The following is a 23379-nucleotide window of genomic DNA, read 5'->3' as shown; positions in this document are numbered from 1 at the left end:
CTTCCATGCCGATTACCGATCTGGTCGCGCCCGAGGCGATACTTCCGGCATTGAAGGTCAACAGCAAGAAGCAGGCGCTCCAGGAACTCGCGGCCAAGGCCGCCGAGCTGACCGGCCAGAACGAGCGCGCGGTGTTCGAGGTGCTGCTCCAGCGTGAGAAGCTCGGCACCACCGCGGTCGGTTACGGCGTCGCCATTCCCCATGGCAAGCTGCCCAAGCTGGAAAAGATCTTCGGCCTGTTCGCCCGGCTCGATCGCCCGATCGATTTCGAGGCGATGGACGGCCAGCCGGTCGATCTGGTGTTCCTGCTGCTCGCTCCCGAAGGCGCCGGCGCCGATCATCTCAAGGCCCTCGCCCGCATCGCCCGCCTGCTGCGCGACCAGGACATCGCCAAAAAACTCCGCGCCTCGCGCGATGCCCAGGCGATCTATTCCGTGCTCGCCCTGCCGCCGGCGACGGCGGCATAACGGCTCGCATTGCGGCCATTCCCGGACAGAAATTTTTGGCCACGCCTTGGTGGGCGCCGCTCGTGCGCCTCAGCAGACCGTCGGCAGCAGGCGCCGGACTTCGTCGAGCAGTTCGGGAATCGCCGTCTTGTCACCCGCGAGCTGCTTGAGCAGCGCACTCTGGAATAGACCGTCGAACAGGGCATAAAGCGCGGCTGGCGATGCCGCCGGCCGCTTGCCGCCGAGTTCGGCAAAGCGGGAGGTGATGCGCCAGATCATCGCCTCCAGGCTCTTGTCGATCTCAAGGACATCCTTGCGAAACGCGGCCTCGAACATCGCCTGCGAGCGCAGGTCGTACCAAAGGCGGTGCATGCGGGCTTCGTTCTGCAGCGTTGCTGCGAGCTTGGCGAGGAAACCCTCCGTCAATTCGTCGCGGCTCGTTGCGGTCGCGACGACATCGTCATATCGCGTCACGCACTTCGCCTTGTAGTGGCGGACGCAGCAGCAGATCAGATCGAGCTTGTCGCTGAAATAATAGTGGAACACGCCGTGCGTGAACGCCGAGTTCTGCGCGATTTCACGCAGGCTGGTGCGTGCGAAGCCGAGCTCTCCAAGCGTTTCGAGTGCGGCCTCGGCAAGCTCAACGCGTCGGGCGTTGAACTTCTCGTCGCGCAGCACCTCGGCCGCATCAGCCACACGCCGGGCCGCTCCCGTCACCTGCCGCGCCATCTCGTCCTTTCCTCAGTCCCGTTCTTTCAAGGACTTATACCGCGTCGACCGCGGAATAGCTCCACCCCCTCACAACCACCTCCTTTGACAACTGTCAAATTCGTTCTTGACAAGTGTCAAGTTTTTGGCGGAGGTTCGCACCAAGAATTTGGACACTCGTCAAGACGTCCGATCATGGAGGAACGCTTCGCTGGGTGCGGCCAAAAGGCCTGCGCCCACCGATCTGGCGCGCGCCCATCGGCGCAGCACGAATCAATCACCAGCAACGGAGGAGTGCGTCATGAGTGGAAAGAGCCTTGCAGGCAGGAAAGCCCTGGTCACCGGCGGTGCTAGAGGAATCGGCGCGGCCATCGCGCAAGCATTGGCGCGTGCCGGCGCCTCGATCATGATCGCCGACATTCTGGAGGAGACCGGCCGTGCCAGCGCAGCCGCTATCGCAAAGGAAGACGTCGCGACGGGCTTCGTCCAGCTCGACGTCACCGACGACGCTCAATGGGAGCGTGCTGTTGCCAAGACCATCGCAACCCTCGGCGGCTACGACATTCTGATCAACAATGCCGGCATCGAGATCACGTCGCTTATCTCCGAGGTCAAGGCTGAGGACGCGCGGCGGATGTGCGACGTCAATATCGTCGGCACCGTGCTCGGCATGAAGCACGCCTTCCGTGCGATGCGCCCGGCCGGGCCGGCTGGCAAGGGTGGCGCCGTCGTCAACATCGCCTCGGTTGCGGCAACGATCGCTTTTCCCGGCATCGCGGTCTATTCGGGCACCAAATCCGCGGTCGACCGCATGACGCGAGTCGGAGCGATGGAAGCCGGCAAGCTCGGTTTCGGCGTGCGCGTGAACTGCATCTATCCCGGCCTGATCCCGACCGATATGGGCATGCAGCTCGCCAACGACATCGTCAAGGTCGGGCTCGCGCCTGACGTCAACGCCGCGGTCGGCTCGGTGGTGGAGCAAACCCCGCTCGGCCGTCTCGCCGAGGTCACGGACATTGGCGATGCCGCGGTGTTCCTGTGCTCGAACGAGTCGCGCTTCATCACCGGCATCGGACTGCCGGTCGATGGTGGCATGGGCATGTAGCAAAGAACCCGGCAACGAACGTTTCGGAGGAACGCAATGAGTGCGAAGAAGCCCGTCATCGTCTATGGCGCTTCCGGCTATACTGGCCGGCTGGTCTGTGAATATCTGCGTGAGTACAACATCCCCTTCATCGCCGCCGGCCGTAGCGCCGAGAAGCTCAACGCTGCAATGAAGGCGAACGTGGCCGGTATCGAGACCGCCGACTACGAGGTGGTGGAAGTACCGCACACCGTGAGCGCGCTGACAGAGTTGTTCAACGGTGCCTCAGTGGTGCTCAACACAGTCGGCCCCTTCGCCAAGTTCGGCGGTGAGGTGGTGCAGGCCTGTTGGGCTTCCAGATGCCACTACACCGACACCACCGGCGAGCAGGACTGGCTGATCACGCTCGAGCAGGAGTGGGGAACGAAGTTCGCCAATGCCGGCCTGCTGTTAGCGCCGGGCATCGCGCAGATGTACACCACCGGCGAGATCGCCGCGCAGCTGTGCCTGGAGACGCCCGGCCTCGATACGCTTGATATCGCCGTGTTCTGGGGCGGGAGCCCGACCATCGCCTCGACACAGACCATCCTGGTCAACGCCGCGATGGCCAAGGCCTACTACCTGGAGCAGAACAAATACGTCGAGCATCAGCCCGATGCCGGCCTCACCAACCTCGCCATCCCCGGGCAGCACGAATTGGCGCTGGCGCTGCCCTGGGGCGGCACTTCGCATCCGGTGTGGTTCAAGCGCGATCCGCGCGTCGCCAACGTGAAGGTGCTGGGTGGCGTGTTCAACCGCGCGCTGATGCTGGGCGTGCCGCAGATCGTCGCTGCCGCGCTGGAGGCGACAAAGGACATGAATCCCGACGATCGCTACGCCGCGTTGGCGCAGACTGCGGCCGGTGTGATGAACACCATGCCACCGCGCGAGAATCCGCGCGTCAACAAGTCGATGGATTCGGTGCATGCCTCCGGTCCATTAGGGCGCGCGCACTGCGTCATCAACGGCAACAGCAACTACAAGCAGACCGGCCTGCTGCAGGCCTATGCCGCCGCGCACCTGCTGCAGCAGCCACCAAAGCGCGTCGGCTTCGCCTCCGGCTGCCAGGCGTTCGGCCACCACGAGTTGCTCGGTCAATTGCGCAGCTTCGGGCTCGTCAGCAAACCGATTCTGACTGTGCACGATTAGGTAAATCATGGGTGGCGCGGTCCTCCGCGTCACCCGCTGCCGCTTCGGGTGTTGATCATGCGCTTCATCGATTACCTCGACAAAGGTGCCTCGCTCGGCCCCGACGCGTTATGCCTCACCATGGATGGACGCGATCTCAGCTATCGCGAAGTGCAGTCGCTGAGCTACCGCGTCGCGCGCGGCCTTGCGCGATCGGGCATTGGTGCCGGCGAGAAGGTCGCAATCCTTTCCGGCAACGATCCGGTCGCGTTTGCTTGCGTGTTCGGCATTTCCCGCGCGGGCTCGGTCTGGTGCCCGATCAATCCGCGCAACGAGGCGGCCGAAAATCAGATCATCCTCGACCAATTCGACTGCAGCCTGCTGCTGTTTCATTCAAGCTTCGCGGCGATGGTCGAGGCGGTGCGTGCAGAGCTGCCAAAGCTGCGCGCCCTCGTCTGCCTCGATGCAGAGTTACCCTTCGCGCCCTCGTTCGACAGCTGGCTCGCCGGCCTTGCCGGCGACCGCTATCAACGCGAGACGGTCGACGATCTCGCGATGATTCCCGGCACCGGCGGCACCACCGGCAAGCCGAAGGGGGTCATGCTGTCGGGCCGCAACATCGAGGCCATGACGGCACTCACGCTGATGGGCTATCCCTTCAAGGGCCGTCCGATCTATCTCGCGCTTGCGCCGCTGACCCACGCGGCCGGCGTGCTGTGTTTCCCGATCATGGCGCTCGGCGGCCGCATCGTGATCATGCATCACCCCGACATCGCTCAATTTCTCGATTTGATTGAGCGCTATCGCGTCACGCACACCTTCCTGCCGCCGACCGTGATCTACATGCTGCTCGATCATCCGAAGCTCGACCCCGCGAAGCTCGGGTCGCTGCAATGCTTCTGGTACGGCGCGGCGCCGATCTCGGCCACGCGGCTTGCCGAGGCGCTCCAGCGTATCGGGCCGATGGCGCAGTTGTTCGGTCAGACCGAGGCGCCGATGATGATCTCGATGATGGCGCCGGACGAGCATTACAATGCCGACGGCACGATCGCGATGGAGCGTCTCGCCTCGGCCGGGCGGATCAGCCCGCTGGTGCAGGCCGGCATCATGGATGGCGACGGTAATTTGCTGCCGACCGGCGCACGCGGTGAGATCGTGGTCCGCGGTTCGCTGGTGATGGAGGGCTATTACAAAAATCCAGAGGCCACGGCGGAGGCCTCCGCGCATGGCTGGCACCATACCGGCGACGTCGGCTACATCGACGAGGACGGCTACCTCTATATCGTCGATCGCGCCAAGGACATGATCATCACCGGCGGGTTCAACGTCTACTCGATCGAGGTCGAGAACGCGCTGCGGGCGCATGAGGCGGTGCAGGATTGCGCCGTGATCGGGCTGGCGGACGAGAAATGGGGTGAGCGGATCGTCGCCGTGGTCCAGCCCCGCGCCGACCAGAGCGTCGATGTGACGGCGCTCGCGGCCTTCGTCAAGCAGCGAATCGGCAGCGTCAAGACGCCGAAGCAGATCGAAGTCTGGGATGATCTGCCGCGCTCCAAGGTGGGCAAGGTGCTGAAGCCGGATATCCGTGCGCGGCTGGCAGATCGCTCAGACGACTAGCATACGCCTGCCAAGCGCTCAAAGAAAACGCGGGCGTGCCTCGATCGAAACACGCCCGCGCATTTGAATTCGCAGATGTCGCGCTAAGCGCGTGTCAGTGCACGCTCACCGCTTGCAGCTCGTTGCTCCAGGCATTCGCGACCGCGGCTTCGCGGCTGTCGGTCAGCATGATCGGCGTGCCGTCGGCGGAATGGAGCGCGAAAAGCTTGAGGCCGGGCGCAATCTTCGGCGCTTCGGGAAACAGGCCGGGCACATCCTCGGAGCGGATCTGTTTCACATAGGCGATGTGACCTTCGCCGAGGGTTGCCAGCGTCTCGGGCGAGACGGCCTTGGCTTCATATTCGAACGCAACGTGACCTTCACTCATGGTCTCGACTCCTTCACAGAAACTAAGCGGTCGAGTCCGCTACTCGTTCCATTATTCGTGCTCATTGATAGCGATTGTCTTAACGATCCTCTCCGGTTCAGGCCGGGCAAGATCGACCGACAACAGCCCGTTCTTCAGATCCGCACCCAACACCAGCATCCCCTCTGCCAGCACGAAGGTGCGCTGGAAGTGGCGCGCGGCGATGCCGCGATGGATGTATTGCCGGGTCTTGTCGTCCTGCTGCCGCCCGCGAATGACGAGCTGGTTTTCCTCAATGGTTACATCGAGTTGGTCGCGGGTGAATCCGGCGACCGCCAGCGTGATGCGCAGGCGCTCGGGCTGGCCGTCCGATCCGCTGCACCTCTCGATATTGTAGGGAGGGTAGCCGTCGGCGCCTTTGACGACGCGGTCGAGCACGCGCTCGATCTCGTCGAAGCCCAGAAGGAACGGACTGGAAAGCGTGGGAACACGAGACATAGTTTACAAAGTCCTCTCGAAGCGACTTTGACATTTCAGGGCCCGGAAGCGGCACCCCTTGGTCAGCAATATGGTCATATCCCCGTGCGGGTTCAAGGACGTAGCCGAGGGCTGTGGATTCGCCGCTGCCGCGGCGGTCATGACGAATCTGTCGGGCGATTTATCCCAATGAAAACAGCCCCCGGGCTACTGTGCATGGGGTTGTTTTCCCGTTTTGACCGGCTGGTTCCGAAAGCGTCAGACTTCGATCCGTGTCCGTCCATCGCCGCTGAACAAATGCAGCTTTTGGCGTACCGCCGCGACCCGGATTTTTTGGCCGATCGGCGGCGCCTCGGAACCGGGAATGCGGACGATGACTTCGCCAGGGGGCAGTTCGCCGGGATTGGCGGCGATGCGCTGCTCGTCCTGAGCCCGCGAGCCGTAGACGAAGGTTTCGGCGCCGACGCGCTCGATTGCCTCGACGGTCAGTGGCAGCGCAACGCCGCCGGCCGGCGTCTGGTCGGTGATGACGAAATCCTCCGGGCGGATGCCGAGGATGCCGGCATCGCCGGCGCTGCCGAGCTGCGACTTGATCTCGTCCGCACGGATCGACATCAGATTCATCGGCGGTGCCCCGATGAAGGAGGCGACGAAGGTCGTCGCCGGCTTCTCGTAGATGGCAAGGGGATTGCCGACCTGCTCGACCTGGCCGCCATTCATCACGACGAGAATGTCGGCGAGCGTCATTGCTTCCAGCTGGTCGTGGGTGACGTAGATCGACGTCGTGTTGAGCCGGCGCTGCAATTTGCGGATCTCGACGCGCATCGCGATGCGCAGTTTTGCATCGAGATTGGAGAGCGGCTCGTCGAACAGGAACACTTTTGGCTGGCGCACGATGGCGCGGCCCATGGCGACGCGCTGGCGCTGGCCGCCGGAGAGCTGGCGTGGCTTGCGCTCCAGCATTGGTGCGAGCTCGAGCACGCGGGCGGCTTCCTCGACGCGGGTCTTGACCTCGGCTTCCTTCATGCCGCGGTTGCGCAGGCCGTAGGCCATGTTGTTGAAGACGCTCATATGCGGATAGAGCGCGTAGTTCTGGAACACCATCGCGATGTCGCGATCGGCGGGCTCGACCTGATTGACGATCCGGCCGCCGATGTCGATCTCGCCGCCGGTGACGGTCTCAAGCCCCGCGACCATGCGGAGCAGCGTCGACTTTCCGCAGCCGCTTGGTCCGACCAGCACGCAGAACTGACCGTCGCCGACATCGACGTTGACGCCCTTGATGGCTTCGAAGCCGCCGGTGTAGGTCTTGCGGACGTTGCGCAGGGTGACGTTGGCCATAGCTCTCTACTTCTCGGCCTCGACCAGGCCGCGCACGAACAATTTCTGCATGGCGACGACGACGAACACTGGCGGCAGCATGGCCAGCACGGCGGTCGCCATCACCACCGGCCATTCGGTCAGCGCGTCGGTGGTGGTGATCATCTTGCGGATGCCGACCTGGATGGTCTGCATGTCGTCGCGGGTGGTGATCAGCAGCGGCCAGAGATATTGATTCCAGCCGAGGATGAAGAGGATCACGAACAGCGCGGCCATGTTGGTGCGCGACAGCGGCAGCAGCGTGTCCCAGAAGAAGCGCAGGGGACCGGCACCGTCGATGCGCGAGGCCTCCAATAGCTCATCCGGTACGGTCATGAAGAATTGCCGGAACAGCAGCGTCGCGGTGGCTGACGCGATCAGCGGCAGCGCGAGGCCCGCATAGCTGTCGAGCATGTGCAGATCGGCGACGATCTTGTAGGTCGGATAGATGCGGACCTCGACCGGCAGCATCAAGGTGATGAAGATGATCCAGAAGATCGGCATCCGGAACGGAAAGCGGAAATACACGATGCCATAGGCCGAGATGATCGAGATCGCGATCTTGCCGACCGCGATCAACAGCGCCATCACCAGCGAATTGAGCATCATGTTGTAGACCGGCTCGCGGGTCGATCCGCTCGTGCCGACGAAAATGGTCTGGTAATAGACCTCGAAGAAATGCCCGCCCGGCAACAGCGACATCTGCCCGTTCGCGATCAGCGCGTTGTCCTGGGTCGAGGCGACGATGGCGATGTAGACGGGGAACGCGACGATCGCGATCCCGATCCAGAGGATGAAATGGGCGACGTAGCGCCGGAAGCCCTCGTCTTCGACCATCAGTAGGTCACCTTGCGTTCGACGAAGCGGAACTGGATTCCGGTGAGCACGATGACCATGACCATCAGGATCACCGACTGCGCTGCCGAGCTGCCGAGATTGCCGCCGAGCAGGCCGTCGGAATAGACCTTGTAGACCAGCGTCACTGTCGACGTCCCCGGCCCGCCACGGGTCATGGTGTCGATGATGCCGAAGGTGTCGAAGAAGGCGTAGACGATGTTGACGACCAGCAGGAAGAAGATGGTCGGCGACAGCAGCGGGAAGGTCACGGTCCAGAACCGCCGCATCGGGCGCGCGCCGTCGATCGCGGCGGCCTCGAACACGCTCTTCGGGATGGCCTGCAGGCCGGCGAGGAAGAACAGGAAATTATAGGAGATCTGCTTCCAGGCGGCGGCGAGGATGATCAGTGTTGCGGCCTGGTTGCCATCGAGCAGCGGATTCCAGTCGACGCCCATATTCCGCAGGTAACGCGCGAGCACGCCGAGCGAGGGATGCAGCATGAAGATCCAGAGCACGCCGACGACGGGCGGCGCGACCGCATAGGGCCAGATCAGCAGCGTGCGATAGAGCATCGAGCCGCGCAGCGGCTTGTCGGCCATCACGGCGAGCAGCAGCGCAAAGGACAGCGACGACACCGCGATCGCGAACGAGAAGAAGAAGGTTCGGACGATCGCCTCGAAATAAGCAGCGTCCTTGAACAGCTCGATGTAATTGTCGAACCAGACGAAGCTCGACGACAGACCGAAGGCGTCCTGGAGCAGGAAGGACTGGATCACCGCCTGCAGGGCCGGCCAATAAAAGAAAATCAGGACGATCGCGAGCTGCGGGGCAACCAGCGCGTAGGGCAATAGCTTTGATTGGAAAATGGCTTGCTTTTGCATGATGGGGTGGCGCCGGCAGGCCGCTCGTGGTGCGGCCTGCCGGCGCCTTCGCCTTACTTTACGGCGGTCTTTTCGAACTGACGCAGCATGATATTGCCGCGCTCGACGGCGGCATCCAGCGCCTGCTTGGCGGTCTTCTTGCCGGCCAGCGCCTGCTCGATCTCTTCCGACCAGACGTCACGCAGCTGAACCATGTTGCCGAGCCGCAGACCGCGCGAATTCTCGGTCGGCTCCTTGTTGGTCAGCTCGAGCAGCGGGGTCTCGAGATAGGGCTGATCCTTGTAGAAGCCCTCGGCCTTGGCCTTCTCATAGGCCGCCTTGGTGATCGGCAGATAGCCCGACGCCTTGTGGATGTAGACTTGGCGATCGGTGTCCGAGAGGAAGGTCAGGAATTTTGCAACGCCCTTGTACTCCTCGGCCGACTTGCCGCCCATGACCCAGAGCGAAGCGCCGCCGATGATCGAGTTCTGCGGAGCGCCCTTGACGTCGGGATAGTAAGGCATCGGCACGGCGTTGAAGTTGAACTTGGCCTGCGCCTTGACGTTGCCGAAGAAGGCCGACGAGGTCAGGTAGATCGCGCATTCACCCGAGGTGAAACGGCCTTCGCCGGTGTTGGTGCGGCCGGCGTAGTCGTAGGTCTTGTCCTTCTGCAACTCGACCAGCTTTTCGAGATGCCTGACCTGGACCGGTCCGTTGAACTCGAGCACGGTGTCGAAGCCGTCGAGGCCGTTGGCCTTGCTGGCGAGCGGAACGTTGTGCCAGGCGGAGAGCTGCTCGAGGTTGACCCAGGTCACCCAGGAGCCGGAGAAGCCGCAGGTCGGATGACCGTTGTCGTGCAGCTTCTTGGCGGCCGCGAAGGTTTCAGGCCAGGTCTTCGGGATCTCGACGTTCGCCTTCTTGAGCTCGTCGAGGTTGACCCACATCACGGTCGACGACGAGTTGAAGGGGAAGGACAGCATTTCGCCCTTCGAGGTCGAATAGTAGCCAGTAATGGCCGGCAGGTAGATCTTGGGATCGAACTTCTCGCCGGCTTCGACCATCAGCTTATAGACCGGCTTCACTGCGCCGGTCGCCGCCATCATGGTCGCGGTGCCGACTTCGAACACCTGCATGATGTGCGGGGCGTTGCCGGCGCGGAAGGCGGCGATGCCGGCATTCATCGTGTCGGCGTAGTTGCCCTTGTAGGTCGGAATGACCTTGTAGTCGCTCTGCGACGCGTTGAAGTCGTTGGCGAGCTTGACGATGACGTCGTTGTTGGCGCCGGTCATCGCGTGCCACCACTGGATCTCGGTCGCAGCGAGCGCCGGCGACACGCCCATGCCAACCGTGAGTGCAAATGCGGCAGCCGCCCCAAAGTGTCGAAGAGCCATCAAGTAAACCTCCCTTGGCCGTCAAAAAGATCGCTTGCGCTAGCAGTGCGGTATGACGTTCACATGACTGTGTAAGCGGCCGATACGAAAGCGGCAAGCGCTGCCAAAAGGAAAGCCATCAAATAGGCGAACGCGGCGCAGGCAGCCTTATCCGTTCGCGTTGCACTCGCGTGCCCGCGCCGCACTGCGGCATGGATTGTCGGATGCGGGAGACGAGGGCCTTAGCGCTTGCGCTCGGGCCCGCAGACCACGCCCTTCTCGACCATCGCGTCGATCTCCGACTTGGAGTAGCCGAACTCGCCCAGTACCTCCTGGGAGTGCTGGCTGAACTTCGGCGGCAGCCGGCGCAGGCTCGGCTTGCTGCGATCGAGCCGGATCGGCGAAGCCACGCCCTTGTACCAGTCCTTCTCGATGACGTCGCCGCGCGCGATCGTGTGCGGGTTGGTCAGCGCCTGGTCGATCTTCTGCACGGGACCTGCGGGCAGGCCCGCGGCCAGCAGGCGATTGCACAGCGGCTCGGCCTCGTGCTGGCTGAACACAGCGGCGAGCTCGGCGCGCAGAGCGTCGCGATTGGCGATGCGGTCCTTGTTGCGGGCAAAGCGCGGATCGGTACCCAGCTCGGGCTTGCCGATTTCTTTGGCGAGCTTGCGGAAGGTGCCGTCATTGCCGACACCGATGAAGATATTGTCGGTCTTGGTCGGGAAGATCGCATAAGGCACGAGGTTCGGATGCTCGTTGCCGGTGAGGCCGGGCGGCTTGCCATGCATGAAATAATTTGCGGTGTGCGGATGCATGATGGCGAGACCGGTCTCGTACAGCGTCGTCTCCAGGAACTGGCCCTGGCCCGAACGCTGCCGCTCCGACAGCGCCATCAGGATGCCGATCGCCGCATAGAGGCCGGTGGTGATGTCGACCAGCGGCACGCCGATCCGCATCGGCCCGCTCTCGGGCGAGCCGGTTGCCGCGATCATGCCGGTCATGGCCTGGATGATGGCGTCATAGCCGGGATTGCCGCCGCGCGGGCCGTCGGCGCCGAAGCCGCAGATCCGGCAATGCACGAGGCGCGGAAATTTCTTGCTGAGCACATCGTTGCCGATGCCCCATTTCTCCAGCGTGCCCGGCTTGAAATTCTCGATCAGGACGTCGGCCGTCTCCAGCATCTTCAGCAGCACGGCGCGGCCACCCTCGGAGGCGAGGTCGAGGCCGATCGAGCGCTTGTTGCGGTTGATGCCGACGAAGTAGGCGGCGTCTTCCTCGTGGAAGGGAGGGCCCCAGTCGCGCACCTCGTCGCCTGCGGGCGGCTCGACCTTGATCACGTCGGCGCCATGGTCGGCGAGGATCTGGGTGCAGTAGGGACCGCCGAGCACGCGCGTGAGATCGATGACGCGCAGTCCGCTCATTGCGCCCGTAACGGCTTCAGTCATGCGTTCGCTTCCCCGTGTCGATATTTGACACAGGCCTAGCGAGGTTCGTCCACGCCAGCAATGGCCTGTTGCGTGGGGCCGTATGCGCAGCAGCCGTGCAATCCGTGGCGTGGTCAAATCCAACGAAGGGCCGGCCCGAGGGGATCTCAGGCCGGCCAATCCATCAGATCAGACGACCGTCAGGCGGACGTCGACATTGCCGCGCGTCGCGTTGGAGTACGGGCAGACCTGGTGTGCCTTCTCGACCAGCGCCTCGGCCTCCGCACGGGCGAGGCCCGGCAACGAAACGGCCAGATCGATATCGAGGCCGAAGCCGCCGGCCGCGCGCGGGCCGATGCCGACGGTCGAGGTGACGGAGGCGTCGGCGGGGACCTTCGGGCCGCCCTGCGAGGCCACGAACTTCATCGCGCCGATGAAGCAGGCGGCGTAGCCGGCCGCAAACAGCTGTTCGGGATTATTGCCCGTGCCGCCGCCGCCGCCGAGCTCCTTCGGTGTGGTGAGCTTGACGTCGAGTGCGCCGTCGAGGGTTGCTGCGTGGCCGTCGCGGCCACCTGTGGCTTTGGCGCTGGTCTTGTAGAGGACGTTCACGGACATTTTCGTCTCCTCAGGGGGCTTCGAGTTGGGGTCTGACCTGTATCGCAAGCAATTAGATTGCGCGCAATTGAAATTCGCATGCTTCACATTTAATTGTTCGCAATTGAATGTACGGCCGCCCGGTCCCACAATACGGGCAAATTTCGTGAGATTCTCTATGCCTCGGAAATCATCGGCCCTGGATCCGCAACGCCTCGACAACCAGATCTGCTTCGCGATCTATTCGGCGGCGCATGCCTTTAACCGCGTCTACAAGCCGCTGCTCGACCGGCTCGGCCTGACTTACCCGCAATATCTGGTGATGTTGGTGCTGTGGGAGCGCGACGACGTGCCGCTCAAGGACATCGGCGAAAGGCTGTTTCTGGATTCGGGCACGTTGACGCCGCTGCTCAAGCGGCTCGAAGCCGCCCATCTGGTCAAGCGCACGCGCTCGAGCGAGGACGAGCGTCAGGTCCTGATCGCGCTGACCCCGCAGGGCCATGCGCTGAAGGACAAGGCGCGCAGCGTCCCGCAGTCGATCCTGGCGGCGTCGGACTGTTCGGTGTCGGAGCTGGTCGCCATGAAAGACGAGATCGTCGCGCTACGCGACCGGCTCAATGCGGTGATCGGGGAGTAGGGGGGAACTCAGTAGAGGCGCTTCTTCGAAAATGCGCGGCCCGAATGAAACTTGAGGTACTTTTCGAACGCGAGCGCTTTCATCTTGCCGGGGAAAGCGCAGTACCAGATCAAAGTCCATGGCTTGAATTTGGCGGTATGCGGCGACTTGCCGGCATTGTGCTCAGGAAGCCGCCGCTTCAAATTCTCGGTCGTGCCAATGTATTCCTGGTCGGGAAACTCAATGCTGAAGATGATGTAGACGCACCAGATCGATGGCTCGCACGGAGGAGGAAGTGTGGTGGAGCCAGGCGGGATCGAACCGCCGACCTCTTGCATGCCATGCAAGCGCTCTCCCAGCTGAGCTATGGCCCCTTAAGTCTTCCAGTTGGGAGGACCCTGGGGGATCCGTCCCGGCCGGCGAGCCCTATGTGACTCGCGCGGTGCACCCTTTTTCACAGATCAGGGCTGATCTCAAGTCTCTTCGTCGCCCCCGACATCACCAATGATGTCGGTCACGTCCTCATCGCCCTCTTCGTCGTCGGCGATAAAGGTCGAATCATCATCGTCGTCGTCCTCGATGGTCTCGTCGACCTCGATGTCGTCCTCGGATTCGGGCACAACGGCCTTGACCTTGCCGGTGTTCTCCTCGGCATCGGCCTCCTCGAGCGAGACCTCCTCGACCTCCGCCGGCTCCGGCGTGGTGTCGGCGGCCGGCGCGTGCCGGGGTTCGGCGCCACGGCTTGCGCGCGCCGGCGCAACCGGGGCGATCGGCACCACTTCGCCGGTATAGGGCGAGATCACCGGGCTCTTGTTGAGGTCGTAGAACTTCTTGCCCGTAGTTGGGCAAATACGTTTGGTTCCGAGTTCGGACTTGGCCACGGCAGAGGAATCCTGGGAATGTCTGAAAAGCGGTGTTTCACTTGGCTAGTTGGCGGCCCGCTGTCAATAGCGCATTACGGGAGAAAGACATGCCCGTGACGGGGCACGGCCCATGTGGTACCTGCGCGCCACCCCAACAGGGTACATCCAAGGACACAATCTTGACCCATTCCGACAAGCCGACACCGCTCAAGTCGCGCTCAAGCGGTGCCCTGACCGGAAAGGTACGGGTGCCCGGAGACAAGTCGATCTCCCACCGCGCCCTCATCCTGGGCGCGCTTGCGGTTGGCGAGACCCGGATTTCGGGCCTTCTCGAGGGCGAGGATGTCCTCAATACCGCTAAATCCATGCAGGCGCTCGGCGCCAAGGTCGAGCGCACCGGCGATTTTGCCTGGAAGGTGCAGGGCGTGGGCGTCGCTGGCTTCGCCCAGCCCAAGGCCCCCCTGGATTTCGGTAACTCCGGCACCGGCTGTCGGCTCGTGATGGGCGCCGTCGCCGGCTGCCCGATCTCGGCGGTGTTCGACGGCGACGCCTCGCTGCGCACCCGGCCCATGCGCCGGATTCTGGACCCGCTCGAAAAGTTGGGGGCCAAGGTCGTATCGGGCGGCGAGGGCGGCCGCCTGCCGCTGACCCTCCAGGGCGCGCGCGATCCGCTGCCGATCACCTACAAAACCCCGGTTGCCTCGGCTCAGATCAAATCAGCGGTGCTGCTCGCCGGCCTGGCCGCGCCGGGCGTCACGACCGTGATCGAAAACGAGGCGAGCCGCGACCACACGGAACTGATGCTGAAGCACTTTGGCGCCGAGATCACCTCGACGCAGGAAGGTCAGCACGGCCGCCGCATTACGCTGCTGGGCCAGCCTGAGCTGCATGGTGCAACGGTCGTCGTGCCCGCCGATCCCTCCTCTGCGGCCTTCCCTATGGTCGCGGCGCTGATCGTCGAGGGGTCCGACATCGTCTTGTCCGACGTCATGACCAATCGGCTGCGCACCGGGCTTTTCACAACGTTGCGTGAAATGGGCGCTTCCATAGAGGAAAGCGAAGTACGCGGCGACGCCGGCGAGCCGATGGCGCAATTGCGCGTGCGGGCTTCAAAATTGCGCGGCGTCGAGGTGCCGCCGGAGCGCGCGCCTTCGATGATCGACGAATATCTGGTGCTGGCGGTGGCGGCCGCCTTCGCCGAGGGCACGACCATCATGCGCGGCCTGCAGGAGCTGCGTGTCAAGGAATCCGACCGGCTCAAGGCCACCGCCGACATGCTCCGCGTCAACGGCGTCAAAGTCGAGGTCTCCGGCGATGATTTGATCGTCGAGGGCCGCGGTCACGTTCCCGGCGGCGGCACTGTCGCCACGCATATGGACCACCGCATCGCGATGTCCGCCCTGGTGATGGGCTGCGCGTCCGACCAGCCCGTGACGGTCGACGACACCGCCTTCATCGCCACCAGCTTTCCGGACTTCATTCCGATGATGCGGTCGCTAGGGGCCGATTTTTCATGATCATCGCGATCGATGGACCCGCCGCTTCGGGCAAGGGCACGCTCGGCAAGCGCCTCGCCCATCACTACGGTTATCGTCACCTCGATACCGGTGTGATCTATCGCGCGGTCGCCTACGCCCTGATGCAGTCCGGCCATGATCTCCGGGACGAGGCGGCTGCGGTGCAGGCCGCGCTGGAACTCGATCCTGAAAAGTTCGGCAATCCGGCCCTGAAGACCCAGAAGGCGGGTGAGGGCGCCTCGATTGTCTCGGCAATCCCCAGGGTCCGCGAGGCCCTGGTCGATTTCCAGCGGCAATTCGCCGCCGGTCCGCCGGGCGCCGTGCTGGACGGCCGGGACATTGGAACCGTGATCTGCCCCGATGCCGACGTGAAGATCTTTGTCGTCGCCGACCCCAAGGTCCGCGCCCGCCGACGCACCATGGAGGCCAAGGCGCGGGGCGAGGAGGCGGACGAGGCGGCCGTGCTCGCCGACATCATTCAGCGCGACGAACGGGACAAGAACAGGCCGATTGCACCTTTGAAGCCGGCCCCGGATGCTTACTTGCTAGATAACTCCCAACTGGATATAGAAGGCGGCGTCCGGGCCGCCATCGACATTATCGAGGCCGTCCGAGCGGGCCGTCCGCGGGGTTAAGCCGCGGTCGTCATTGGAGGAAGCGCCCGCTCCCGCTCTTTGAGGTCGATACTCTCGGTCCCTGCTTCGGGGCCGACGCGATCCAGGCTCCGGACAAAAATTTCCACGTCTCGAACGTGCGGGCCTCAGCCGGCCCGCTTCCGCTGTTCCGGCTTCAGGCCGGAGCAACGAGCGGTCGCTCGAAGGTTTTGTGGACCTTCCGACACTGCACGCCCGATACGCCCAAAAACCCAACGGCCGGCAAGACGTCCGCAACTGGAGAACAAATGGCTTCGATTTCCGCTGATACCTATAGCCCCTCGCGCGATGATTTCGCCGCGATGCTCGACGAGTCCTTCGCAGGTGGCAACCTGCAGGAGAGCTCCGTCGTCAAGGGCAAGGTGGTTGCAATTGAAAAGGACATGGCCGTCATCGACGTCGGCCTGAAGACCGAGGGCCGTGTTGCCCTGCGCGAATTTTCCGGCCCCGGTCGTGAGAGCGAGATCAAGGTCGGCGACGAGGTGGAAGTGTTCCTCGATCGCATCGAGAATGCCCTCGGCGAAGCCGTGCTGTCGCGCGACAAGGCGCGCCGCGAGGAGAGCTGGGGCAAGCTGGAGAAGGCGTTCCAGAACAACGAGAAGGTCACGGGCGTCATCTTCAACCAGGTCAAGGGCGGCTTCACCGTCGACCTCGACGGTGCCGTTGCCTTCCTGCCGCGCTCGCAGGTCGACATCCGTCCGATCCGCGATGTTGCACCGCTGATGAACAACGCGCAGCCGTTCCAAATCCTCAAGATGGACCGCCGCCGCGGCAACATCGTCGTCTCCCGCCGCACGGTGCTCGAAGAGACCCGCGCCGAGCAGCGTCAGGAGCTGGTGCAGAACCTCGAAGAGGGCCAGGTCATCGACGGCGTGGTCAAGAACATCACCGATTACGGTGCCTTCGTTGATCTCGGCGGCATCGACGGCCTGCTGCACGTCACCGACATCGCGTGGCGCCGCGTCAACCACCCGACCGAGGTGCTCTCGATCGGCCAGACCGTGAAGGTCAAGATCATCAAGATCAACCACGAGACGCACCGCATCTCGCTGGGCATGAAGCAGCTGCTGGACGATCCGTGGCAGGGCATCGAAGCCAAGTACCCGCTGGGTGCGCGCTTCACTGGCCGTGTCACTAACATCACCGACTACGGCGCCTTCGTCGAGCTCGAGCCGGGCATCGAAGGTCTGATCCACGTCTCCGAGATGTCGTGGACCAAGAAGAACATGCACCCCGGCAAGATCGTGTCGACCTCGCAGGAAGTCGACGTGCAGGTGCTGGAAGTCGATTCCGTCAAGCGCCGCATCTCGCTCGGCCTCAAGCAGACGATGCGCAACCCGTGGGAGGTCTTCGTCGAAGGTCATCCGACCGGTTCGACGGTCGAGGGCGAAGTCAAGAACAAGACCGAGTTCGGTCTGTTCCTGGGCCTCGAGGGCGACGTCGACGGCATGGTCCATCTCTCCGACCTCGACTGGAAGCTTCCGGGCGAGCAGGTGATCGACAACTACAAGAAGGGCGACGTGGTCAAGGCCGTGGTGCTCGATGTGGACGTCGAGAAGGAGCGCATCTCGCTCGGCATCAAGCAGCTCGAAGGCGACCCATTCGCCGAGCCGGGCGATGTCAAGAAGGGCGCGGTCGTGACCTGCGAAGTGCTCGAAGTGAAGGAAAGCGGTATCGAGGTGAAGATCGCCGGTACCGACTTCACCACCTTCGTCAAGCGCTCGGAGCTCGCGCGTGACCGCAACGATCAGCGCGCCGAACGCTTCGCCGTCGGCGAGAAGGTCGATGCCCGCGTGATCCAGTTCGACAAGAAGGCCCGCAAGGTCCAGGTGTCGATCAAGGCGCTCGAAGTCGCCGAAGAGAAGGAAGCCATCGCGCAGTACGGCTCCTCCGATTCGGGGGCGACGCTCGGCGACATCCTGGGCACCGCGCTCAAGAACCGCGACAGCAAGTAAGCGAACCTTTCGGTTCGCCAGACATCGAAGCCCCGGCGCGAGCCGGGGCTTTTTTGTTGTGGCCTTGTCCGGGCGATGCGGGGCCTTGTTTTCTTCAAATTGCGCCGCAATTGATGTATCCAGACAAGCCATTGGTCACGTTGTGACGGCACAACGCCCGCGGCCTTTCACTTGGAGATATCTCGATGTCGCTCGATTCGGACATCATCGTCGATCGCCGCAGGATCCGCCGCAAGCTGACGTTCTGGCGTGTGATGGCCGCGCTGATCGCGATCGCGGCGATCGCGGGCTTTGCGCTGGTCGTGACACCGGGCGCGCGCGGCAGCTTCGCTTCCGCCGGCTCAATCGCGCGCGTGCAGATCGAGGGCCTGATCCGCAGCGATGCCGAGCGCACGCGGGCGCTGGAGCGACTGGAGAATTCGCAGGCCGCAGCCGTTATCGTTCACATCAATTCGCCCGGTGGCACCACCGCAGGATCCGAGCAGCTCTACGACTCGCTGACGCGGCTGAAGGCGAAGAAGCCGCTGGTTGTCGTGGTCGAGGGGCTTGCGGCGTCGGGCGGCTACATCACCGCGATTGCGAGCGACCACATCATCGCCCAGCAGAGTTCGCTGGTCGGCTCGATCGGCGTGCTGTTCCAATTTCCGAACGTCTCGGAACTCTTGAAGACCATCGGCGTCAGGGTCGAGGAAGTGAAGTCCACGCCCTTGAAGGCTGCGCCCAACGGCTTTGAGCCGACCAGCCCGGAAGCGCGCGCCGCGCTGGATGCGCTGGTGAAGGATTCCTATGCCTGGTTCAAGGATCTGGTGAAGCAACGCCGTGGCATGGATGACACGCAGCTCGAAAAAGTTGTCGATGGCCGCGTCTTTACTGGCCGCCAGGCGATCGATCTCAAGCTGATCGATCAGCTCGGCGACGAGAAGACCGCCGTGGCCTGGCTCGAGGAGCAGAAGGGCGTCAAGAAGGGCCTTTCGGTGCGCGATTACAAGCTCGAGCCGCGCTTTGGCGATCTGCCGTTCCTCAAGGCGGCTGCCGCCGTGACGCTGGAAGGGCTTGGATTAGGCTCGATTGCGCATCAGATCGCGCAAACCGGCGTTGCGCAGGCGGTCGATCGCGTCGGGATGGATGGCATGCTGGCCTTGTGGCAGCCGGCTGCGTCGAATTGACCGGAAAAGGTGGCGCCAGGCGAGCTTCGGACCTTTTTCCCGTCTTGCGGGTAGGCGCCCAGCCCGCTTTCTCGGCATTTGTCACGCATTTTCACGACGCTCAACCTTCATTTAGCGTCTTGACAGATCACGGTATTTTCACGGAAATGGTCATCCGCACGCTCCCGGGTCCTATCTCTCGATGATCAAATCCGAACTTGTTCAGCGTATCGCCGAGCACAACCCGCATCTGTACCAGCGGGATGTCGAGAACATTGTGAATGCGATTCTCGAGGAGATCGTAGCGGCACTTGCGCGCGGTGACCGCGTCGAGCTGCGCGGCTTCGGCGCCTTCTCGGTCAAGCACCGCCCCGCGCGTGCCGGTCGCAATCCGCGCACCGGCGCTCATGTCCCCGTCGATCAGAAGAGCGTCCCGTTCTTCAAGACCGGCAAGGAAATGCGCGAGCGGCTCAATCGCGACCATCCGGATCCGGGCGCGCCGGACTAAAGAAGCCGCTGTCGTCCGGGCTTAACCGAACGGCCGCATGATGCGGCAGCAAGCTTGATTCAAGACGAGCGATCGCGATGCGAAAGTTCCTGACCGCGTTGATCGTGATTCCGCTGGGCCTGATCCTGGTGACCTTTGCGGTTGCCAACCGGCATTTCGTCACCGTCTCTTTCGATCCCTTCATGGCGGCTGATCCGGCCCTGTCGGTCACGCTGCCGCTGTTCCTGCTGCTGATCCTGGTGGCCGCCTTGGGCGTCATCGTCGGCGGCTGCGCCGTCTGGTTCGGCCAGCGGCATTGGCGGCGTGCCGCGCGCCGGCATGAGGCGGATGCGAGAGCCGCCCGGGTCGAGCTGACCGATCTGCGGGCCCAGACGGCCCCAGCAAAGCCCGAGTCCCAGCGCCTGCCGGTGCCCTCCGGGGTGGGCCTTTACGGGCCCGTCGGGCGAGACAAGCAGCGCGCGACGTTGTAGAAGCGGCCCCGACCGAAAACCCTGTTTTCCGGCCGCGCATCCGCAGCCTTCACCCGTTTTGAGCCCATACCTTCGAGATCATGTCCCTGCTCGTCAAAATCTGTGGCCTGTCTACGCGCGAGACGCTCGAAACGGCGCTCGACGCGGGCGCCGACATGGTGGGGTTCGTGTTCTTTCCGCCGTCGCCGCGGCATGTGTCGCTGGAGACGGGGCGTGATCTCGGCCGCCAGGTGAAGCGGCGCGCGCTCACGGTCGCGCTCACGGTCGATGCCGACGATGCCACCCTCGACAACATCATGGACGCGCTGTCGCCGGACATGTTTCAACTCCACGGCAAGGAGAGCGTGGCGCGGCTGCGCGACATCAGGCAGAGATTCGATCGCCCCGTCCTGAAGGCGGTCCCGGTCGCAACCGCAGTCGATCTTGCGGTGCTGCCTGGCTATGCCGCGGTGGCCGACCGCATCCTGTTCGACGCGCGCGCGCCGAAAGAGGCGACCCGGCCCGGCGGTCTCGGCGAGCCCTTCGACTGGCACCTGCTCGAAAATCTCGATCTCAAGCTGCCCTACATGGTCTCCGGCGGGCTTCATGCCGACAACGTTGCGGAGGCCCTCCGCGTCACCGGTGCTGGCGGTGTCGACGTGTCCTCGGGTGTCGAGAGCACCCCGGGCGTCAAGGATCCGGAGTTGATCAAGGCCTTCATTCGCGCCGCGCGCGTCACCCAAGAGTTGAGCGTTCGATGAACATCGCCAAGCCAAATTCCTACCGTAGCGGGCCCGACGAGCGCGGCCATTTCGGCATTTTCGGCGGACGCTTCGTTGCCGAAACCTTGATGCCGCTGATCCTCGATCTGGAAAAGGCCTACACCGCGGCCAAGGCCGACCCGGCATTCCAGGCCGAGATGAACGGCTATCTCAAAAATTATGTCGGGCGGCCCTCGCCGCTCTATTTCGCCGAGCGCCTCACCGACCATCTCGGCGGCGCCAAGATCTACCTCAAGCGCGAAGAGCTCAACCACACCGGTTCGCACAAGGTCAACAACGTGCTGGGCCAGATCATGCTGGCGCGGCGCATGGGCAAGAAGCGCATCATCGCTGAGACCGGCGCCGGCCAGCATGGCGTCGCCACCGCGACGCTGTGCGCGCGCTTCGGCCTCGACTGCGTGGTCTATATGGGCGCCGTCGACGTCGAGCGGCAGCAGCCCAACGTGATCCGCATGGAGATGCTGGGCGCCAAGGTGATGCCGGTGCAGTCGGGCACGCGCACGCTGAAGGACGCCATGAACGAGGCGCTGCGCGACTGGGTCACCAACGTGCACGACACATTCTACTGCATCGGCACGGTGGCCGGCCCGCATCCCTATCCGACACTGGTGCGCGACTTCCAATCCATCATCGGCAACGAGACCAAGGTGCAGATGCAGGAGGTCGAGGGACGCCTGCCGGATTCGCTGGTTGCCTGCATTGGCGGCGGCTCGAATGCGATGGGCCTGTTTCATCCCTTCCTCGACGATTCCACCGTCGAGATTTTTGGCGTCGAAGCCGCAGGGCACGGGCTGACGCAATTGCATGCCGCATCGATCGCCGGCGGGCGCCCCGGCGTGCTGCACGGCAACCGCACCTATCTGCTGATGGATGCCGACGGCCAGATCCAGGACGCGCATTCGATCTCGGCCGGCCTCGACTATCCCGGCATCGGCCCCGAGCATTCCTGGCTGCACGAGATCGGGCGCGTCAACTATCTCTCCGCGACCGATGACGAGGCGCTCGCCGCGTTCCAGCTGCTCTCGAAGCTCGAAGGCATCATTCCCGCGCTCGAGCCTGCCCACGCCATCGCCAAAGTGATGGAGCTCGCGCCGAAGCGGCCGAAGGATCACCTGATGGTCGTCAATCTCTCCGGCCGCGGCGATAAGGACGTCCCGCAGGTCGGCGATATCCTGAAGGGCAAGAGCAAGTGAGGCGAGTGTCGCACTCTCTTCACCTCTCCCCGTCGGGGAGAGGTCGGCTGCGAAACAGCCGGGTGAGGGGCCTCTCCACTCACTCGAACCTTAGTGATGTCCGGACGAGCTCGAGCACGCCCTCGAGATTTTCGTACACATCCGTGTTCGAGACGCGCAGGACGAAGAACCCGCAGGCCTCGAGCACCTTGGTCCTGGCTTCATCGCGTTCGATCTCGGTCGGGCTGGAATGCGTGACGCCGTCGACCTCAATGATCAGTTTTCCGTCCAGCGTCACGAAATCAACGACGTATCGATCGACAGGGTGCTGGCGGCGAAACGTCCAGCGAGCGAGCTGCCGGTTGCGTAGCGCCTGCCAAAGCTTCGCTTCTGCGCTTGTCTGCGACTCGCGGAGCCTTCGTGCTCTCGACTTGAACCTTTCCATCCCCCTCACCCGGCTGCTTCGCAGCCGACCTCTCCCCGACGGGGAGAGGTATAGCACAGCGGCCGCGGAATCATGACCACGCGTATCGACACCCGTTTCGCCGAGTTGAAGAAAGCGGGCCGCTCGGCCTTTGTCACCTATGTGATGGCCGGTGATCCCGATCTCACGACGTCGCTCAATATCGTCAAGGCGCTGCCCAAGGCCGGCGCCGATGTGATCGAGCTCGGCATTCCCTTCACCGACCCGATGGCGGATGGTCCCTCGATTCAGGCTGCGGGCTTGCGCGCGCTCAAGAACGGAATGACGTTGAAGAAGACGCTCGACCTCGTGCGCGGCTTCCGCAAGGACGACAATGTCACGCCGCTGGTGCTGATGGGCTATTACAATCCGATCTACATTTACGGCGTCGACAAGTTTTTGGCTGATGCCAAGACGGCCGGCGTTGACGGCCTGATCATCGTCGATCTGCCGCCGGAGGAAGACGACGAGCTTTGCATTCCCGCGCTGAAGGCGGGCCTGAACTTCATTCGCCTCGCGACCCCGACCACCGACGACAAGCGCCTGCCCGCGGTGCTCGCGAACACGTCAGGCTTTGTCTATTACGTCTCTATCGCCGGCATCACCGGTGCCGCGGCTGCGGATGCGAATACTGTCGGTGAAGCTGTCGCGCGCATCAAGCGGCATACCAAGCTGCCGATCTGCGTTGGTTTCGGCATCCGCACGCCGGAGGCGGCGCGCGCCATTGCCGAGAAGGCCGATGGTTCGGTGGTCGGTACCGCGCTGGTTGATGCGCTCAAGAACAGCCTCGATGCGGACGACCGCGCGACCGCCAAAACCGTCAACGCCGTGGCTGAGCTGACGGCGGTCCTGGCCCAGGGCGTCAAGGGCGCGCAACAGACGGCCGAATAAGCCACAATTCCGCTGCCAAGGCGGGCGACACGGCGGCTTGCCGGGCAATGGCCCGGTCGCCATATATATCCCTTCA

The 23379-nt window shown here is 63.5% G+C and carries 26 protein-coding genes and 1 tRNA gene; 14 read left to right on the top strand and 13 right to left on the bottom strand.

Annotated elements, in window-relative coordinates; all coding sequences use genetic code 11:
- Positions 1-5: 5 nt before the first annotated feature.
- On the top strand, positions 6-467 hold the full coding sequence (gene ptsN, locus JJE66_RS10075; RefSeq protein WP_063681444.1) for a PTS IIA-like nitrogen regulatory protein PtsN: 462 nt from the start codon (positions 6-8) through the stop codon (positions 465-467).
- 69 nt (positions 468-536) lie between these two features.
- Here the strand turns inward: ptsN and JJE66_RS10070 are convergent, their stop codons facing one another.
- Entirely contained in the window at positions 537-1175 is a 639-nt protein-coding gene (locus JJE66_RS10070; protein ID WP_200514128.1) for a TetR/AcrR family transcriptional regulator, read from the bottom strand.
- Between the two features lie 280 nt (positions 1176-1455).
- Between JJE66_RS10070 and JJE66_RS10065 the strand changes: the two genes are divergently transcribed.
- From JJE66_RS10065 to JJE66_RS10055, 3 genes are read left to right on the top strand one after another with little or no spacing between them, the layout of a single operon-like run.
- Positions 1456-2259 carry an SDR family NAD(P)-dependent oxidoreductase gene (locus tag JJE66_RS10065; RefSeq protein ID WP_200514127.1) on the top strand — a complete coding sequence of 268 codons (804 nt, stop codon included), beginning with the start codon at positions 1456-1458 and terminating at the stop codon, positions 2257-2259.
- A 36-nt stretch (positions 2260-2295) separates the two neighbouring features.
- Complete coding sequence (locus tag JJE66_RS10060; protein ID WP_200514126.1) at positions 2296-3426, top strand: DUF5938 domain-containing protein; 1131 nt, start codon at positions 2296-2298, stop codon at positions 3424-3426.
- A 57-nt stretch (positions 3427-3483) separates the two neighbouring features.
- A complete protein-coding gene (locus JJE66_RS10055; protein WP_200514125.1) occupies positions 3484-5022 on the top strand; it encodes an AMP-binding protein in 1539 nt (512 codons plus the stop codon).
- A 94-nt stretch (positions 5023-5116) separates the two neighbouring features.
- On the opposite strand, the gene JJE66_RS10050 is transcribed toward JJE66_RS10055, so the two are convergent.
- The 8 genes from JJE66_RS10050 to JJE66_RS10015 form a co-directional block, all read right to left on the bottom strand.
- Entirely contained in the window at positions 5117-5389 is a 273-nt protein-coding gene (locus JJE66_RS10050; RefSeq protein ID WP_200470844.1) for a DUF1150 domain-containing protein, read from the bottom strand.
- A 51-nt stretch (positions 5390-5440) separates the two neighbouring features.
- On the bottom strand, positions 5441-5866 hold the full coding sequence (locus JJE66_RS10045; RefSeq protein ID WP_200514124.1) for an Hsp20 family protein: 426 nt from the start codon (positions 5864-5866) through the stop codon (positions 5441-5443).
- Between the two features lie 237 nt (positions 5867-6103).
- A complete protein-coding gene (locus tag JJE66_RS10040) occupies positions 6104-7186 on the bottom strand; it encodes a sn-glycerol-3-phosphate import ATP-binding protein UgpC (protein WP_200514123.1) in 1083 nt (360 codons plus the stop codon).
- Between the two features lie 6 nt (positions 7187-7192).
- Entirely contained in the window at positions 7193-8041 is an 849-nt protein-coding gene (ugpE, locus tag JJE66_RS10035) for a sn-glycerol-3-phosphate ABC transporter permease UgpE (RefSeq protein ID WP_200514122.1), read from the bottom strand.
- The gene (gene ugpA / locus JJE66_RS10030; RefSeq protein WP_200514121.1) at positions 8041-8922 is read right to left on the bottom strand and encodes a sn-glycerol-3-phosphate ABC transporter permease UgpA; all 882 of its coding nucleotides are present in this window, start codon (positions 8920-8922) and stop codon (positions 8041-8043) included. The genes ugpE and ugpA overlap by 1 nt, the downstream gene beginning before the upstream one ends.
- 53 nt (positions 8923-8975) lie before the next feature.
- Positions 8976-10292 (bottom strand): sn-glycerol-3-phosphate ABC transporter substrate-binding protein UgpB, encoded by a 1317-nt coding sequence (gene ugpB, locus JJE66_RS10025; protein ID WP_200514120.1) that lies wholly within the window; start codon positions 10290-10292, stop codon positions 8976-8978.
- Positions 10293-10513: 221 nt separating this feature from the next.
- Complete coding sequence (locus tag JJE66_RS10020; protein WP_200514119.1) at positions 10514-11716, bottom strand: CaiB/BaiF CoA-transferase family protein; 1203 nt, start codon at positions 11714-11716, stop codon at positions 10514-10516.
- 168 nt (positions 11717-11884) lie between these two features.
- Complete coding sequence (locus JJE66_RS10015; protein ID WP_200514118.1) at positions 11885-12310, bottom strand: organic hydroperoxide resistance protein; 426 nt, start codon at positions 12308-12310, stop codon at positions 11885-11887.
- A gap of 157 nt (positions 12311-12467) precedes the next feature.
- On the opposite strand from JJE66_RS10015, the gene JJE66_RS10010 reads away from it, so the two are divergent.
- Positions 12468-12926 carry a MarR family winged helix-turn-helix transcriptional regulator gene (locus JJE66_RS10010; protein WP_200514117.1) on the top strand — a complete coding sequence of 153 codons (459 nt, stop codon included), beginning with the start codon at positions 12468-12470 and terminating at the stop codon, positions 12924-12926.
- 8 nt (positions 12927-12934) lie between these two features.
- Here JJE66_RS10010 and JJE66_RS10005 read toward each other — a convergent pair whose 3' ends face one another.
- The 3 genes from JJE66_RS10005 to JJE66_RS09995 all read right to left on the bottom strand — a co-directional run bounded on the left by JJE66_RS10005 (position 12935) and on the right by JJE66_RS09995 (position 13786).
- The gene (locus JJE66_RS10005; RefSeq protein ID WP_200515317.1) at positions 12935-13243 is read right to left on the bottom strand and encodes a GIY-YIG nuclease family protein; all 309 of its coding nucleotides are present in this window, start codon (positions 13241-13243) and stop codon (positions 12935-12937) included.
- Positions 13204-13279: transfer RNA gene (locus tag JJE66_RS10000), tRNA-Ala, on the bottom strand. The genes JJE66_RS10005 and JJE66_RS10000 overlap by 40 nt, the downstream gene beginning before the upstream one ends.
- A gap of 99 nt (positions 13280-13378) precedes the next feature.
- Entirely contained in the window at positions 13379-13786 is a 408-nt protein-coding gene (locus JJE66_RS09995) for a TIGR02300 family protein (RefSeq protein WP_200514116.1), read from the bottom strand.
- A gap of 161 nt (positions 13787-13947) precedes the next feature.
- On the opposite strand from JJE66_RS09995, the gene aroA reads away from it, so the two are divergent.
- The 8 genes from aroA (at position 13948) to trpB (ending at position 21970) form a co-directional block, all read left to right on the top strand.
- Entirely contained in the window at positions 13948-15285 is a 1338-nt protein-coding gene (gene aroA, locus JJE66_RS09990; protein ID WP_200514115.1) for a 3-phosphoshikimate 1-carboxyvinyltransferase, read from the top strand.
- Entirely contained in the window at positions 15282-15920 is a 639-nt protein-coding gene (gene cmk, locus JJE66_RS09985; RefSeq protein WP_200514114.1) for a (d)CMP kinase, read from the top strand. Before aroA ends, cmk begins: the two co-directional genes overlap by 4 nt.
- A gap of 266 nt (positions 15921-16186) precedes the next feature.
- Positions 16187-17893 (top strand): 30S ribosomal protein S1, encoded by a 1707-nt coding sequence (gene rpsA, locus JJE66_RS09980; RefSeq protein WP_200514113.1) that lies wholly within the window; start codon positions 16187-16189, stop codon positions 17891-17893.
- 185 nt (positions 17894-18078) lie between these two features.
- Positions 18079-19059: a signal peptide peptidase SppA gene (sppA, locus tag JJE66_RS09975; protein ID WP_200514112.1), complete on the top strand. Its 981-nt coding sequence runs from the start codon at positions 18079-18081 to the stop codon at positions 19057-19059.
- Positions 19060-19240: 181 nt separating this feature from the next.
- Positions 19241-19546, top strand: a complete 306-nt coding sequence (locus tag JJE66_RS09970) for an integration host factor subunit beta (RefSeq protein ID WP_007598410.1) — start codon at positions 19241-19243, stop codon at positions 19544-19546.
- Positions 19547-19623: 77 nt separating this feature from the next.
- Positions 19624-20016, top strand: coding sequence for a lipopolysaccharide assembly protein LapA domain-containing protein (locus JJE66_RS09965; RefSeq protein ID WP_200514111.1), 393 nt, complete (start codon positions 19624-19626; stop codon positions 20014-20016).
- Positions 20017-20096: 80 nt separating this feature from the next.
- On the top strand, positions 20097-20756 hold the full coding sequence (locus tag JJE66_RS09960; protein WP_200514110.1) for a phosphoribosylanthranilate isomerase: 660 nt from the start codon (positions 20097-20099) through the stop codon (positions 20754-20756).
- Positions 20753-21970 (top strand): tryptophan synthase subunit beta, encoded by a 1218-nt coding sequence (trpB, locus tag JJE66_RS09955; protein WP_200514109.1) that lies wholly within the window; start codon positions 20753-20755, stop codon positions 21968-21970. The genes JJE66_RS09960 and trpB overlap by 4 nt, the downstream gene beginning before the upstream one ends.
- A gap of 79 nt (positions 21971-22049) precedes the next feature.
- Here the strand turns inward: trpB and JJE66_RS09950 are convergent, their stop codons facing one another.
- Entirely contained in the window at positions 22050-22394 is a 345-nt protein-coding gene (locus JJE66_RS09950) for an endonuclease domain-containing protein (RefSeq protein ID WP_200514108.1), read from the bottom strand.
- 72 nt (positions 22395-22466) lie between these two features.
- Here JJE66_RS09950 and trpA point away from each other — a divergent pair, with 72 nt between their 5' ends.
- Positions 22467-23303, top strand: a complete 837-nt coding sequence (trpA, locus tag JJE66_RS09945) for a tryptophan synthase subunit alpha (protein ID WP_200514107.1) — start codon at positions 22467-22469, stop codon at positions 23301-23303.
- Positions 23304-23379: the final 76 nt, after the last annotated feature.

The organism is Bradyrhizobium diazoefficiens, from assembly GCF_016612535.1.
GTDB lineage: Bacteria > Pseudomonadota > Alphaproteobacteria > Rhizobiales > Xanthobacteraceae > Bradyrhizobium > Bradyrhizobium diazoefficiens_C.
The sequence above is the reverse complement of the archived record's forward strand: the minus strand, read 5'-3'. Positions and strand labels throughout refer to the sequence as shown.